This is a genomic window from Marinobacter flavimaris, from assembly GCF_045057155.1.
GTDB classification, from domain to species: Bacteria; Pseudomonadota; Gammaproteobacteria; order Pseudomonadales; family Oleiphilaceae; genus Marinobacter; species Marinobacter manganoxydans.
Genome location: NZ_CP171359.1, coordinates 2,906,884 through 2,921,069 on the forward strand (window position 1 = coordinate 2,906,884; position 14,186 = coordinate 2,921,069).

General features: G+C 59.8%; 13 protein-coding genes. 4 read left to right on the forward strand and 9 right to left on the reverse strand.

The genetic code is table 11. The annotated features are described in order from the left end of the window. The first annotated feature begins 30 nt into the window (after nt 1-30). Complete coding sequence (locus ACGK9W_RS13745; RefSeq protein WP_008171065.1) at nt 31-1,005, forward strand: metallophosphoesterase; 975 nt, start codon at nt 31-33, stop codon at nt 1,003-1,005. Here the strand turns inward: ACGK9W_RS13745 and ACGK9W_RS13750 are convergent. The 3 genes from ACGK9W_RS13750 to ACGK9W_RS13760 form a co-directional block, all read right to left on the reverse strand. Next, on the reverse strand, nt 1,002-1,484 hold the full coding sequence (locus ACGK9W_RS13750; RefSeq protein ID WP_405417184.1) for a CDP-archaeol synthase: 483 nt from the start codon (nt 1,482-1,484) through the stop codon (nt 1,002-1,004). The two genes, ACGK9W_RS13745 and ACGK9W_RS13750, sit on opposite strands and share 4 nt — an antisense overlap. Before the next feature lie 27 nt (nt 1,485-1,511). Continuing rightward, nucleotides 1,512-2,888: a class II fumarate hydratase gene (locus tag ACGK9W_RS13755; protein ID WP_405417186.1), complete on the reverse strand. Its 1,377-nt coding sequence runs from the start codon at nt 2,886-2,888 to the stop codon at nt 1,512-1,514. Nucleotides 2,889-2,955: 67 nt separating this feature from the next. Then, entirely contained in the window at nt 2,956-3,240 is a 285-nt protein-coding gene (locus ACGK9W_RS13760; RefSeq protein ID WP_008171059.1) for a hypothetical protein, read from the reverse strand. A 192-nt stretch (nt 3,241-3,432) separates the two neighbouring features. Here ACGK9W_RS13760 and ACGK9W_RS13765 point away from each other — a divergent pair, with 192 nt between their 5' ends. Genes ACGK9W_RS13765 through ACGK9W_RS13775 form a run of 3 tightly spaced genes read left to right on the forward strand, consistent with a single transcriptional unit; the run spans nt 3,433 to nt 6,919 of the window. Then, nucleotides 3,433-4,911, forward strand: a complete 1,479-nt coding sequence (locus tag ACGK9W_RS13765; RefSeq protein ID WP_104270877.1) for a response regulator — start codon at nt 3,433-3,435, stop codon at nt 4,909-4,911. After that, nucleotides 4,911-5,552, forward strand: a complete 642-nt coding sequence (locus ACGK9W_RS13770) for a response regulator transcription factor (RefSeq protein ID WP_039881850.1) — start codon at nt 4,911-4,913, stop codon at nt 5,550-5,552. Before ACGK9W_RS13765 ends, ACGK9W_RS13770 begins: the two co-directional genes overlap by 1 nt. After that, on the forward strand, nt 5,549-6,919 hold the full coding sequence (locus ACGK9W_RS13775; protein WP_008171053.1) for a sensor histidine kinase: 1,371 nt from the start codon (nt 5,549-5,551) through the stop codon (nt 6,917-6,919). The genes ACGK9W_RS13770 and ACGK9W_RS13775 overlap by 4 nt, the downstream gene beginning before the upstream one ends. On the opposite strand, the gene ACGK9W_RS13780 is transcribed toward ACGK9W_RS13775, so the two are convergent. The 6 genes from ACGK9W_RS13780 to ercA all read right to left on the reverse strand — a co-directional run bounded on the left by ACGK9W_RS13780 (nt 6,891) and on the right by ercA (nt 14,147). Further along, nucleotides 6,891-8,015 (reverse strand): OprO/OprP family phosphate-selective porin, encoded by a 1,125-nt coding sequence (locus ACGK9W_RS13780; RefSeq protein WP_053113090.1) that lies wholly within the window; start codon nt 8,013-8,015, stop codon nt 6,891-6,893. The genes ACGK9W_RS13775 and ACGK9W_RS13780 overlap by 29 nt on opposite strands. Then, the gene (locus ACGK9W_RS13785; protein WP_104270876.1) at nt 8,005-8,589 is read right to left on the reverse strand and encodes a DUF4956 domain-containing protein; all 585 of its coding nucleotides are present in this window, start codon (nt 8,587-8,589) and stop codon (nt 8,005-8,007) included. Before ACGK9W_RS13785 ends, ACGK9W_RS13780 begins: the two co-directional genes overlap by 11 nt. Beyond that, nucleotides 8,573-9,331: a polyphosphate polymerase domain-containing protein gene (locus tag ACGK9W_RS13790; protein ID WP_104270875.1), complete on the reverse strand. Its 759-nt coding sequence runs from the start codon at nt 9,329-9,331 to the stop codon at nt 8,573-8,575. Before ACGK9W_RS13790 ends, ACGK9W_RS13785 begins: the two co-directional genes overlap by 17 nt. Next, a complete protein-coding gene (locus ACGK9W_RS13795; protein ID WP_104270874.1) occupies nt 9,328-11,118 on the reverse strand; it encodes a CotH kinase family protein in 1,791 nt (596 codons plus the stop codon). The genes ACGK9W_RS13790 and ACGK9W_RS13795 overlap by 4 nt, the downstream gene beginning before the upstream one ends. Before the next feature lie 115 nt (nt 11,119-11,233). Then, complete coding sequence (locus tag ACGK9W_RS13800) at nt 11,234-13,000, reverse strand: NahK/ErcS family hybrid sensor histidine kinase/response regulator (protein WP_008171045.1); 1,767 nt, start codon at nt 12,998-13,000, stop codon at nt 11,234-11,236. Further along, on the reverse strand, nt 12,984-14,147 hold the full coding sequence (ercA, locus tag ACGK9W_RS13805; protein WP_008171044.1) for an alcohol dehydrogenase-like regulatory protein ErcA: 1,164 nt from the start codon (nt 14,145-14,147) through the stop codon (nt 12,984-12,986). Before ercA ends, ACGK9W_RS13800 begins: the two co-directional genes overlap by 17 nt. Nucleotides 14,148-14,186: the final 39 nt, after the last annotated feature.

Sequence of the window (14,186 nt, forward strand, 5' to 3'; positions counted from 1 at the left end):
ATGCCCGGCTCGGCATATAAGGGAAGAAAAATGACGGCAAGGGCTCGTACACCGGAGAACCAGGATGAACTCCTGGAATACCGCCTGAGCCTGAGGCTCGGCCCTGTTCACGCCCGCCAGAGGCTCGGCATTGAACGGGAAGCTGAAGCGAAGGTATTCGGGCAGGATCACAGCTCATTCCATCTGGAAAACTGGGCCACCGCGCCCGGCTTTATCCGTACCTGTTTGCGCATGGTTGGCCTTTGGGGCCGGGGCCAGAGCAACAGCCGGCGTCTGAACACCGTGCACAATCATTTCCAGCTTCCCGGCCTGCCGGAAGCCTTCGAGGGCTTTCGCATTCTGCATCTGACCGACCTGCACGTAGACATGGACGAAGCCAACCTGCAGGCAGTCCTGCGCCAGATCGAACCGTTAGACTACGATCTGTGCGTGTTGACCGGCGACTACCGGAAACTCACGTGGGGCCCGATTGAGGGCGCCCTGGACGGCATGGCGCGGCTGAGGGACGGTATAAAAAGCAAGCCCTATGCGGTTCTGGGTAACCACGACAGCGTTCGCATGGTACCGGCATTGGAAGACATGGGTTACCAACTGCTGATGAACGAAATGGCGCCCATTGAACGGGGAGGCCAGACCCTGTACCTCGCGGGTGTGGACGACGCCCACTTCTTCAAGGTCCACAACCTGCACCAGGCGGGGGACAATATCCCTGCGGGAGGCACCAGCATCCTCCTCAGCCATACGCCGGAGATCTGGCGCGAGGCTGCCCACGCCGGCTACGACGTCTTTCTCTGCGGCCACACACACGGCGGCCAGATCTGCCTGCCCGGAGGTATACCGGTGACTCTCGACTCTGACTGCCCGCGCACACTCGGTCGAGGTTACTGGCGGATGAATGGCATGCAGGGCTACACCTCACCGGGTTCCGGAACGTCCGTGGTAAACGTTCGCCTGAACTGCCCGCCGGAAGTAACCCTTCACACCCTGACTCGCGGCCCGGTTTAGTGGGGCTGCCGGCGTATACCGAGACGGTAGAGCAGCGGTGAGCCATAGATGTTGGACAGGGTAAAAACCACCACGACAACCAACACTACCCACAGGCTCACCGGCAGCCACCACATCGCCAGCAGCATGGGCAGGAGGGCTTCCGGGATCTGATCCAGCCCGACAGCCCGGGCACTTGATGCCAAACCCATTCGGCGCTTGATGAAGCTGCTCAGAAGATCTCCTCCCAGCCCCAGCAGGCCGAACAGAAGCCCGAACACGAATCCCAGCCCGGTAAACTGGGCGAAAAGCCCGCAGGCCAGTGCACCGGATACAACACCCCGCCAGGTTTTGCTTTCACCAAATACGGGGCGGCCATCGGACAGCAGTCGACCGCCGTCCACCGGGGCCGACCAGCGGTTTTTCAGCAGCCCGGCGGCAACCACCGGCGTGCCGTTGGCCAGCACCAGCATCACAAACAGCTCCAGGATGATCAGCAAGCGTTTGCGCCCCTCTGAAACGACCGATCAGGCGATACCGCCCCGGGTCAGCTTGAGCGGATCCATCAACTCCTCAAGCCGCTCCCGGCTCAGGCCGCTGCGTTCCTCCGCCACATCGATGACTGGCCGGCCCGTTTTATATGCTTCCTTGGCGATGTCTGCCGCCAGGCTGTAGCCGATCTCGGGATTAAGCGCTGTCACCAGTACGGGATTCTTGCCCACACCTGCGTTCAGGTTGTCGGCATTGACCGTGAAATCCTTGATCGCCTTGTCCGCCAGCATGATGGCCGCATTGGCGAGCAAATCGGTCATGTCCAGCAGGTTACCGCCCACCAGAGGGAGCATGACGTTGAGCTGGAAATTACCGGACTGACCGGCAATGGCCACGGCGCTGTCCAGCCCCATCACCTGGGCGCCGACCATGGCCACGGACTCCGGGATGACCGGATTGACCTTGCCCGGCATGATACTGCTGCCCGGTTGCAATGCCGGAAGACTGATTTCAGCCAGGCCGTGAATAGGGCCGCTGTTCATCCAGCGCAGATCGTTGGCGATCTTGGTCAGCACGATGGCTGCTCCGCGCAATTGTGCGGAGAGGGCCACCGGGGCATCCACCGCGCTCTGGCCGGTGAATTTGTGATCGAGCGACGTAAAAGGATAGCCGGTGTTGGCCCGCAGGAACTTGACGAACTGGCCCGGAAATTCCGGTAGCGCATTGATTCCGGTACCCACCGCCGTGCCGCCCTGGGGAACGGCCAACAGCTCATCAGCCGCGGCTTCTACCCGCTTTTCCACGGCCAGAAGCTGTTCGCGCCAGGTTTTCAACTCCTGGCCGAGGGTCACGGGCATGGCATCCATCAGGTGGGTGCGGCCGGTTTTTACCTGGCTGGAAAACGCCGCTTCCTGCTCGTAGATCACACCGCAAAGATGCGACAGCGCCGGCAGCAGCTTCTCCTTGGCTGCAATCACGGCACTCACGTGGATCGCCGTTGGAATCACGTCGTTGGAGCTCTGGCTCATGTTCACATGATCGTTCGGATGCACCTCGAAGCCTGCGTTGCGGGCGATACTGGCGATCACCTCGTTGACATTCATATTGGTGCTGGTGCCGGAGCCGGTCTGGTAGCGGTCTACCGGAAACTGATCCGCGTACTCGCCCTTAACCAGATCTTCGCAAGCCTGGGAGATCGCATCCCGCAGATCGTTGTCGAGCAGCCCCAGGCTGGTATTGGCCTCGGCGGCCGCGCGCTTGATCTGGGCAACAGCGGCAATAAACGGCTGAGGCATCAGCTGGCCACTGACCGGGAAGTTTTCCACCGCGCGCTGGGTTTGAGCGCCCCAGAGCGCATCCGCAGGTACCTGTACGTCCCCGAGGCTGTCGGTTTCCGTTCTGAATTCGCTCATATTCCCTCCTGTCCGTGCATTTGCACTGTGGGCTTCTTGGCGTGTACGCCAGGGGCCCGGCCATGGCTCAGCCGCCGCCCTGGGATCTGAGCCGGACATGGTCGCAGATGCCCGTAACCTGTTCAAAATTGAGGATCAGGGTATGAACGGTGTTGGTGTAGGTGTCGTGCAGGTGAAACTTGTAACGGTGCTGCTTTTCACCCTGCAGAAACGCATCGTACTCGCGGACCAGCTCACGCACATCCCCACCGGAATCCTTGCTCCAGGTCGCATTGAACGGACCCAGCACGGCACCGCCAGCCAGGCAGATGGTGACTTCGTGATTCGTCAGACCATTCTCAGGAACTGTCATGGTTATCTCCCTTTCGATGAGCCTCTGGTAAGTGTAGTCGCTCCTGACGCCAGGACAGTCCATAGTGCCAAGGCTGTCACAGAACCAGGTTTTCATTGCCGGCAAAGGCACTGCTGTAGGAAGTTCCTACACCGCTAAGCCACTGTTGTTGCTAATCTCTTCCCTACCCCATTAACAGGATACAGAGTAATCATGGCGACCAGCGGAGCGGCGGAGATCCTTCTCCGGTATGACGACGACCAGGACCGACAGCACTTCGAAACCTTGTTTGCCAGCGATTTCGTTATTCACGCGTTCGCCACTGACCAGGGGGCACTCGACTACCTGCCCTCGGCTGCCACCATACCCACCGCCATCGTTCTGCTTCCGAACCGCGCTGATGACTATCTTGAGTCGTCGCTACTGGCACGGGCCAGGGACCACCACCCCCGGATTCTGAAGATCCTCATAGGAGATGCCATTGCGCTGAACCTCCTCGTGAAACTGCTCGACCATCAGCTGGTCGATCGCTGCTTCGAACAGCCGGTCAATCCCGATGTTATCCGGTCGCACGTGCTCACAGCCGCGCTTACCCGCGAAGGACAAACCTTCTCTCCGGATACCAGCGAGGCCCACGAGGGCCCCAAACCGGCGATTCTGATCGTGGATGACGAACCGACTGCCACCCGTTATCTGTCGAGGCAGTTGGAGCGCATGCAGGACGAATTCCGCGTGCTGAGCGCCATCAGTGCAGAAGAGGCTCAGCTCGTGTTGCAGAAAGACAGCGATGTCGCGGTGGTGATGACAGACCAGAGAATGCCCGGGATGCATGGCAAAGAGCTGCTGGACGAACTACGCCAGTCGCACCCGACAATTGTCCGAATTCTCACGTCAGCCTGGGGCGAGGTTGATGTGGCCATGGATGCAGTTAACGAGGGCCGGATCTTCCGCTATCAGAAGAAGCCATGGAACGCAGCCGAATTGCTGTCGCTCTTCCGCAAGGCTCTTGTCCAACATCGCACCCTGGTCTCTGCAAGAGACCGTTCACGCTCAATTGCAGAACAACAGTTCGCGGAGCTTCGCCAGCAACGACGAGCCAGACTGCTTGAACATCTAAACGAGCGAGTGGACGGTTTTACCGGCGAACCGATCACCGCCGACTTTCTGGATGCCCTGGCAACCGTTCGCACACTTCCTGCCCAGCCACCCCATCTGCGCGCAAGCCGGGAAACCGCGCTTGAGCATGATCTTGTAAGAGACTTTGCCGGAATGGTGGGCAGGCAGCTCAGCACCCTTCAGCCAGGCCACGTGCACGGCATCCAGAACCGGCAAGCCTTTGACCAGGCTCTCGCGAACGCCTTGGAGAACCCGGCAGGCACGAGCGAAACACAAACACCGTTGATGGCCCTTTGCCAGGCACTGGCAACCCTGATGAAGGCCTCCGGGCTGGAGCGCTCTGCTCTGGAATTGACCCGGACCGAAAGCGGCCTCATGGTCGCCAGCGCCAGCCCACTTCACATGTACAGCCATCTGCTGGCGCCAATCACCCGCCTCTCCCGCCCCCTGCTGGAGCAGCAGAGCGCTCTTCTGATGCTCTTCGTAAGCACCCGACTGCTTGCTGGCGATATCGACGTGACCGGAGGCGACCAGTGTCTTCGATTGAGTCTCCATCTGCCGGCCAGGGCAGACTGATGGCGTCAGGTCAGCGCAGGCTCAGGTTGTACGTCACCATGGGGCAGCGACTGCTCCGTGACAGCCTGCTATTCCAGATCCTCTTGCACGATGAGGTCGAGCTGGTTGGCGAATCGGAGACCGGAGTGGCAACGCTCAATCGGCTAAAGAGGGCCACCCCTTCGGTACTGCTGATTGAGGAAAACCTGCAGGACAACGACGGGCTCACCATCGCCGAGCATGCATTGGCGGTGAATCCGTCATTGTCCGTGCTGCTGATATCGGACACGCCGGTCAGCAGCGGGCGGATGGCGATCTATCTGGAAGCAGGCATCAAGGCCGTGGTGTCCAAGGACCAGCCAGTGCAGGAGTTGATCAAGACGCTCTTCTACATTCGAAACGGGCAGGTTTATGTCGGTAACTGGCAGCAGGAACCAGCACCGGCCGCCATGCTCGCCTATCAGGCCTTGTCCGGACGGGAGCGGGAAGTGGCACAGCTGATGGCCAGCCGGCTGCCGGTACGCGATATTGCAGGCAGGCTTGGCGTTTCCTGCAAGACGGTGCATTCCTACAAGGACCGGATTTTCGTGAAATTGGGCTTCGAGCGCCTGCCCGAGCTCATTCTCTTTATGCAACGACACCAACACGGAGCCGCCGAGTGAAACTGCTTTCCGGGATGGATCAGATCCGCCAGCTGCCCGCCTACCGACAGCGACGCTTCGAACGCTTCTACCACACCCAGTATCGGTACCGGGTGCTGCCCCTGTTCGCCGACGTTTACCTGGTGATTGCCTTTATCGGTACCCTGCTGTTTCTCGGGGGCCTGGCCCTGAACCCGGATGCACCGGACGTATTCGGTATCTACCTCATCTACACCGCGATTCTGACCGGTCTGATCGCCGCTCACCGGTTCACGCGCCTGCGCCGGTCAGCGCCGATGATTGTCTACCTGGTGTTTTTCAACATGGCGGCGTTCAGCTACCTGGGATACATGACAACGGGCGCGTCGCTCGCTCCCATCGTGGGCTTGTTCTTTTTCATCAGCTCCGTGGGCATCATTACCCTGTCCCTGTTCCACACCAGCGTGATTATCCTGATCAACCTGACACTGCTGGTACTCGCCACGTTCGTGGCGGTCGACAGCACTCAGGTAAGCGACACCCTGATCGGCATTCTGACCAACTGGCTGATTCTGATGTGCCTGGTGGTCGCACCGCTATCGGCCTGGTTCCTGTCGCAGTTCCTGCGCAACCTGCTGGCGCTCCAATTCCTGCTCCGAGACCGGAATCGACAACTTTCCCGCACTTTGGAAACCCTGAAATCAACGGAAGAAAGACTGGCCCAGGAACAGAAACATCAGGCCCTTAGCCATATGGCTAAGGGGCTGCTCCACGAGATCATGAACCCGTTGAACTGCGCCAGCCAGGCCGTGGATTTTGCCAACTCGGTAAACCGGGATGTCGAGGTCGCAGACGCCCTGACCGACGCTAGCACCCACCAGAAACGCATTGCCGATATTGTGTCTGACCTGATCGAGTTTTCCCGCCCCGTCCCTGAACACAGCCTGGAAACGGCAGACCTCGGCAAACTGGTGACCACCGCCACCCGCTTCTGCCAGCATCAGCTACGAGGTGTCGAGCTTCAGACTGACATCCCGGAGGGAACGACCGTTCCCTGCTATCCATCTGCCCTGACCCAGGTGTTCGTTAACCTGCTGCTCAATGGCGTCTCTGCCGTGAGCAAAAACCGGCAGCCCGGCAAAATCGAGATAACGGCCGAAAGCGCTGACAGTGCCCATCGAATCGTAATTCGGGACAACGGCCAGGGCATCGCGCCAGACGATATGAAGCGGCTCACTGATCCGTTCTATTCCACCAGTGATACACCGGACAACCTGGGGCTGGGCCTCAGTATCTGTCAGACCATCATGCGCCATCACAAGGGCAACATGTCGATTACCAGCGAACCCGGCCAGTGGACGCAGGTGACCCTCACGCTGCCTAGAACCGCAGCACAGCACGCAGGGTAACAGCGTCTCCGTCCGGCACGGCCATCAGGGTATTGCCGCGAATATCCGGCATCAGGTAATTCAGGCGCAGCTGGAACAGCTCGCCCAGATACCAGGCAAGACCCAGCAGCGTCACACTCGCCTCGGCGCCCAGGTTCCGGTCTCTCAGGTCCACAGCACTGTGCCGTGCCACCAGTTCCAGGGCGCCCGCCCGGTGCCGGGGCTCTATCCAGTCAAACTCACCCCGGCTGTAATAGCGCCGATCATCGGTCAGGAACACACCGGCCTGGAGGTAGGCGCCACCGAACTGCCAGCGTGACCCGTCGGTTCGACGCACGCTCTGAGCCATGGCCTCCGCCACGAGGGTCAGACGATGATAAAGCCAGGCGGCCTCGAGACCTGCCAGCCAAGCATCACCAGCCTCGAATCGTGGGCTGCGGATGACATTATCGGCACTGAACACCTCTCCCTCATCCTTGATCTGAAAGCGGCTGTCGCCAAGATCACGATAAGAGGCCGCGGCGCCCAGATGTAGGGTCTGGTTTTCTGAACGAATGGGGGCACGGGTCAGTCTCGCGGTTATAGCGTGAGTGGAGCCACCATCGGGCTCATCGGTGAACAGACCCAGGGACCAGGTGCCGCGTTTGCGGTACTGCCCCGCCATAACACCGATGGAACGCCCCGGTGCGAACGCCGAGGTCACCAGCGAACGTTCGCTGGTGTTCAGGCTGGTGTAGCTGGCGAGGCGTTCCAGGCCAAAAGGCTCCTTGAAGCGCCCAATTTGAGCCTCGAAACGGCTCTCCCCGTCATACAGGAGATAGGCATCGCCCAGATCCAGCTCTTTCTTGTCGCCTTCAATCTTGTAGCTGCCATCCAGCTCTGCCTCCCAGCGCTTGCCCAAGGCCAGTTCCAGTTCAATTTTCGCATTTCTCAGGACGCCCCGGGCTGTGCTGCGCTCACCGTCTTCATCATAAAATGACCCGTAATGGTCAACACCGGCGGCGACGTAACCGCCCACTTCTGCCTCGACAGGGGAAGCCACAGCGAGCAGAGGCTGTAACATGAACGCCAGTGTCAGACCGATCACCAGCCACGCCCATTTCAGCTCAGCGAGCATGATCGGCCTCCTGACGAAAGTGCATACGTAGCATGGCGGTGTCCCTCAGATAGCTGACAGACACCACATCCACCCGGAACACATCCAGACCGGTGCGCTCTCGCAGGTCCGCAATGAGCAACTCCCGGCGGTCCCGGTGAACGTTCTCTATCTTTTCGTACTCCACCTCTCTCTCACTGTGTCGCGGCAAAAGCACATGGGTTTCGAGCACCAGCGCCAGAACGATGACCAGCAGGTTCAGAAACACCAGCTCCAGGTGGTGCATGTTGCCAACTGCTGCCAGCAGGGCCATGGCGATCACCAGAAACAGGTAGGTCATCTCTTTTATGCCCAGGGCCTCGGTTCGGTACCGGAGCATTGAGAAAACGGCGAACAGACCGAAGGCAAAGCCCATGGTGACGGTGACCGAATGTAGCAATGCGGTCACCAGGAAAACGCCGACACCAAAAAGAATGAACGAGGCGGCATTCTCCCGGTGACGGGAAAACGCGTAGTAGCAGCGAATCAGCACAAACACGGAGGCGGTATTGATCAAAAGCCGGATCGCAAAATGGACATCAACTGCAGATTCCATGAAGTCTCCTTAACAGCGGTTTGAAGCGATTGGTTTTGCATTCGTGGCCGAACAACAGGCTTGTGCCGATGCAGTATTTGCTGAACTGCACGGGGCGGCAGCCGAGCTGACCAAGACGTTCCAGGAAAGGGGAATATGGGACCTTGCGATCGTACTTGACCTCGAAAACGGCAACATCAGGCAGGCACAGACCGCTGCGACGGTCGGCCGAGTGAAAACCCAGCCCTGTATCCACCGTAATACGCTCGGTCCCCCGTGCGCTCATGAAGGTCATCCGGCGGTAGCCGACAAAAAGAGCCGGCAGCATCCCTGCCACCGGTCGGCCCAATTGCTCTTCAAGGAAAGGGACCACCCGGCTGCTCTCAACGGTTTGCGATGTCAGCGGCAAACGGTTCTTGATGGTTCTCTCCCTGTTGTTCTTTTTCTTGACCTCCAGGAAGCTGTCCCCGGTTTCACGGTAGTGCCGGATGCGGAGCTTGAACCGGTTCAACTTGCCGTTGTGGTGATCCAGGTAAAGCTGGCGTTCCGGTGTATCGAAATACAGGGTGTCGTAGGTGAACCGCCGGCGCCCGTCGATCTCCAGGATGGAGTAATGGTGCTCCAATCCACGCAGACAGGCATCCAGCAGGTATGCAGGCACCAGAAACTTGGTGTCGACCCGATTCATCAAACGGGCCTGCATCTGTTCGGCCAGACAATGCCCGCGGAATCCTTCCAGCGGGCTGGCGACAGCCATGTTCATCGAATCGCCGAATCGTATTCCAGGGTGGCGTTCAGGCTCAGTTCCACGTCGCCCTCACTGGCCCCGGATCCCACCCCGATGACAGTAATACTGCCCTCTGCGCCAAGGGCCAGGGTGCGCACATCCCCGGGCTGGCTTTCATCCACCTCAAACAACAGAGCGTTGGTGGCAAAGCCATGGAACTCGTGTGTGCCCGGCACGTAATCGGATGCCTCGATAAACAGTTGCAGCACATAGGGCGTGAAGTTGTCGTTGATATCCGCGCCAATCAGCAGGAGGCTGATCACCGCCGGCTTTGATTCGCGATCAACCGAGTAAACCAGGCTGTCCACCTCGAAGGCGGCAAAAGTCAGGCTCGCGTTCACCGCCCGACCTCCGGGCAGCGTGAAGCGGAAGGCACCTGTGTCGGCACCGTCCTCGGACTTGATGGTGCCGGTCAGGCTGGTTGTCGCCGGCACGCTGCAATCCGGTTGCGTGTCCGCAAGCCGGTACACTTCCCCGGAGGGCGTCTCCTCGGCGATGGCCTGTTCAATAACAGCTCGACGCGCAGGCCGGAAATCGTCATCACCGGCCACGCCGCGGCCACCAATGAAGGCATTCAGGCTGGCCGTCGCCTCCGCGCTGGTGCCGGTGAGTTCACGTATCCGCTCCACTTCCGCCAGCAAATCGGCCTCATCCCACTGGGTGGCCAGCAGGTCTTCAAGCTCGGCCTCATAGCGCGCCCGGTACTCGGGAATGCTGAAAAGCCGGTCCGCCAGCGAGAAGTTGCGGTATAGCACCCCCGTGAGCGGCCTCAGGGGATGCGCCCCACGAAAGGCCGTATCAGCGCCCCAGGGAATAAAATGGAACAGGCCGTCTCCGGGGTCCCGATAGATGTGGAAATTGTTGGCGTTGCCAGTGGCGGAATCCCAGGCGCCCAACAGGGTTTCCACCGCCCAGAACCGGATGAATTCATCCACATCCACCAGCTGCGGCAATACATTCACCATCTGCTCATCGGGCAAGGCCAGAGCATCGGTAACGGCCTGCAGGTCAGTTCGGTCGTTTTCTTTTTCGTTGGTCTTTTTCTCAAAACGTTCGCTCAGCCAGGTACCGAAGTCCGCCGTTTGGGCTTCGTACTGGTTACCGTCGTCGTCCCCGAATGCCCGTGCCAGAAAGGGCTTCTTGATAGGCTCGACATTGGTAAACACACCCAGATCCTCGCCATTGACAGACACTCTGGCGTAATTGCATTTCGGCGCCGCGAGCCCGGCCTGCCGGAACTGGTCATAGGCCATGCACTGGCGGGCATTGGAGGGGTCCTGGCGGTTATTGTTCAGGGTCATCCGGGTCATGTTCTGATAGGTGCGACCAGGCCAGAGATCGTTAAAGTCCAGCTTGAGAGAGGGGATACTGGGGCTCAGGGAGCCCATGTAGCCCTTCTTGCGCACGATCACCCGGTCCATGCGGTCACCGTCGATGGTGACGCTGGCCGTGAATTCCGTGTATTCGAACTCGGGCACACATTCCCGGTCGGTGCTGGCCAGGGTTCGGGCTTCCGATTTCAGTTTGCTGAAATCGGCGGAGCTCATGGTGAGCGACACATCAATCAGCCGCTCGGGATCATAAAGCTCGACATCGCCCCCTATGTTCACGGGCTCCGCCGGGGGTTCGAAATCCGAGGGGCTGGACACCTCCGTCTCGCCGCCCCCACCGCCGCAACCGGCCAATAGCACAGCGCCGATCATTGCCAGCCACCAATGCCCAAATCCACTGCCGGCTTTCCGGCCAATCGTTGTTGTTTTCATCTGTTACTCCCTCAGATGTTTGAAACCTGCCGGTATCGGAGACCGGTTGAGGGAGTATTTCGCGAAGCGCTTCAGAGTGTATGTAAGAAGGTCTTACAGGACTGGCGAGAAGGGGTCAGGCCGAGGCAGAGGTCAGCAGGCTGGTCATCAGGGCCCTGAGCCGGTTCGGTTTCACCGGCTTGTTCAGTATTGGCAGGTACTGGGCGCGCAGTATCTTGCGGGTGTCATCGCTGCGATCTGCGGTAATGATGGCGGCGGGAATATCACGACCAAGGTGGCGGCGAACCCCGTGAACTGCATCGTAACCGGTTCGCTCATTGTTCAGGTGATAGTCCGCAAGGATAAGGGCCGGTATCTGGCCGGTTTGCTCGAGAGCCTCCACGGCCTCTGCCTTGCTGGCGGCTGTGAGCACATCACAGCCCCAACGCTCCAGCAGCAACTGCATGCTCTCCAGAACCGCCGGCTCGTTGTCGATCACCAGCACCGGCACACCGTCAAAGCCATCGGCGAAATTCTGGAGCGAATCTGTACGGGCCATATCCGGTCTGGCCTGAGCGGGTTCAAGCGGCAGGGTCAGCACGAAGCGGGAGCCACGACCGGGCCGTGATGACACATCAATGTCGTACCCCAGCACCCGAACCATCCGTTCCACGATGGCCAGCCCCAGGCCCACACCCTGCCGGCCGCCGGTGCCCTGGGGCAACAGCTGGTGAAACTCGGTGAAAATGTCCCGGAGCTTGTCTTCCTCGATGCCAACACCGGTATCCCAGACTTCAATCCGCAGACGGTCGCCGCGGGATCTCAACGCCATGACAACACCGCCCTTGCGGGTGTACCGGAAGGCGTTGCTGAGCAGATTTCGGAGGATACGGGTCAGCATGCGCTGATCTGTTCGCACCATCGCCGGAATGGTGCGTACCCGGAACCCGAGGCCGGCATTGCTGGCAACGGCCTCGAACTCCTCCCCGAGGGATCTGGCCAGGGCGGCCACATCGGTATAAACCAGATCAGGCTTCATTGCCTGCTGGTCGAGCTTGGAGATATCCAGCAGGTCCGCCAGCAGGTCTTCGGCGCCCTCCAGAGCCCGATGTACCTGGTGCACCATGCGGGTTTCCTGTTCCGGCAGCGTGCTGTCCTGGAGCGCGGATATCATCAGCCGGGCTGCATTCAGCGGCTGAAGCAGGTCATGGCTGGCCGCCGCGAGATATTTATCCTTGCTGCGGTTGGCCTCTTTGGCGGCCTCCATGGCAACAAAGAGCTCGCGCTCAACCTTCTCGCGCTCCTCAATCTGGTAGCGCAGGCCCACATTGGCATTCTGCAGTGCTTCGGTCCGCTCTTCCACGCGCCGCTCAAGGGTGGCGTTCAACTGCTCCAGTTTCTGCCGGGCCAACACTCGCTCGGTTATGTCGGCAACGAAGGCTTCCACCACTTCCGGTCCGAGGTCCGGGCGTCGCAGCAGGGTGACAGCAACGTGGACCGGCGTGCGATCAGCACGCTGGAAACGGGTTTCCCGGGCACTCAGACTGCCCTCGTCGAGAAGCTCCTGACGTATGGCATCGAATTCACTGGAACTGCAGAACAACTGTTCACGGAGCCGGATGACCTTTTCCGTGAGCGCCTCGGGGCTGTCATAACCGCAGATTCTCGCCATCGCCGGGTTGCAGGCCAGAAAGCCGCCCCGCAGGTTGGCCTGGAAGATACCGTGCAGCGCGTTCTCGAAAAGCCATTTGTAGCGGTTGCGTTCCTGCTCCAGCTCGTCAATGCGTTCCTGCAGAGCCGGGTAATAGTTCTTGCGGACGGACTGGCTGCCCAGCCCGAGAAGATCGCCAATTCCGTAGCTACTGTCCTGTTCGCCATCCTTGCTGTCAGAGGGCTTCTTCATAGACAACCTGGACATCCCGCAGCGACGACTTCCGGGGGTTGGTGAGAATGCACGGGTCCTGCAACGCAAAGCCGGACAGGTGGGGAATGTCGGACACCGAAACACCCAGCTGGGCGAGACGCGCCTCCAGCCCAACCCGACGCTTGAGCTCTACAATGCGGTTCATTAACCGTTTTTTGATTTCCGGCTTGGCCATTCCACGGGTATCGATATCCATGGCTTCGGCAACGCGGCGGAAACGATCTTCGGCAGACTGGAAGTTGTAAGCCACCACGTGCTCCAGCAGCAGCGCATTACACAGACCATGAGGCAAATCCAGGAAACCACCCAGGCTGTGGGACATGGCGTGTACTGCCCCGAGAATGGCATTGGAGAACGCCAGCCCTGCCTGCATGGAGGCCAGCATGATCTGCTCCCGGAGATAGGGATCTGCCGTGTTGTCCACCAGCGGCTCGAGATTCCGGTTGATCAGCCGGATCGCTTCAAGCGCATGGGTGTCCGTCAGCGGGCCGCTGCCCGTGGATACGTAAGCCTCGATGGCGTGCACCAGGGCATCAACGCCGGTGCAGGCGGTGAGGTAGGCGTCCATGGTCTCGGTAACTTCCGGATCGATCAGGGACACATCTGGCACAACGGCCTTGCTGATGATAGAAAATTTGAAACGGCGGTTCGGGTCGGAAATGATCGCGAACTGGGAAACATCCGCCGAGGTGCCCGCCGTGGTCGGAATCAGGATCAGGGGCGGTGACGGATTGGTGATGGTGTCGACGCCCTCGAACTCCAGGATGCTGCGACCATGAGTGGCGACGATACCGATGCCTTTGGCGCAGTCCATGGGGCTGCCGCCACCGATGGCGACAATGACATCACATTCACTGGATTTGTAGAGCTCGGCCCCGGTCATCACCTCATCCACCTTGGGGTTTGGTGAAACACCGGTATAAACGGTGGAGCGGATACCTGCATCGGTCAGCAGCGTCACGATCTCATCGACCCAACCGGCGGCAGCCACACCCGGATCGGACACCAGAAAGACATGCCGGGCACCGAAATTACTGGCGAAGTTGGCCACGGACTTCCGGGAGCCGGCACCAAATACGATTTCCGGTGAGACAAACTTTCGCAAGCTGGATATATCGTGACTCATCAGACTGCACTCGACCGTTTGTTGTTATAGGAATAGCCG

Coding starts and splice junctions, on each gene's coding strand:
- ACGK9W_RS13745 (WP_008171065.1), top strand. CDS start 31: ATGACGGCAAGGGCTCGTACACCGGAGAACCAGGATGAACTCCTGGAA.
- ACGK9W_RS13755 (WP_405417186.1), bottom strand. CDS start 2,888: ATGAGCGAATTCAGAACGGAAACCGACAGCCTCGGGGACGTACAGGTA.
- ACGK9W_RS13760 (WP_008171059.1), bottom strand. CDS start 3,240: ATGACAGTTCCTGAGAATGGTCTGACGAATCACGAAGTCACCATCTGC.
- ACGK9W_RS13765 (WP_104270877.1), top strand. CDS start 3,433: ATGGCGACCAGCGGAGCGGCGGAGATCCTTCTCCGGTATGACGACGAC.
- ACGK9W_RS13770 (WP_039881850.1), top strand. CDS start 4,911: ATGGCGTCAGGTCAGCGCAGGCTCAGGTTGTACGTCACCATGGGGCAG.
- ACGK9W_RS13780 (WP_053113090.1), bottom strand. CDS start 8,015: ATGCTCGCTGAGCTGAAATGGGCGTGGCTGGTGATCGGTCTGACACTG.
- ACGK9W_RS13785 (WP_104270876.1), bottom strand. CDS start 8,589: ATGGAATCTGCAGTTGATGTCCATTTTGCGATCCGGCTTTTGATCAAT.
- ACGK9W_RS13790 (WP_104270875.1), bottom strand. CDS start 9,331: ATGAACATGGCTGTCGCCAGCCCGCTGGAAGGATTCCGCGGGCATTGT.
- ACGK9W_RS13795 (WP_104270874.1), bottom strand. CDS start 11,118: ATGAAAACAACAACGATTGGCCGGAAAGCCGGCAGTGGATTTGGGCAT.
- ACGK9W_RS13800 (WP_008171045.1), bottom strand. CDS start 13,000: ATGAAGAAGCCCTCTGACAGCAAGGATGGCGAACAGGACAGTAGCTAC.
- ercA (WP_008171044.1), bottom strand. CDS start 14,147: ATGAGTCACGATATATCCAGCTTGCGAAAGTTTGTCTCACCGGAAATC.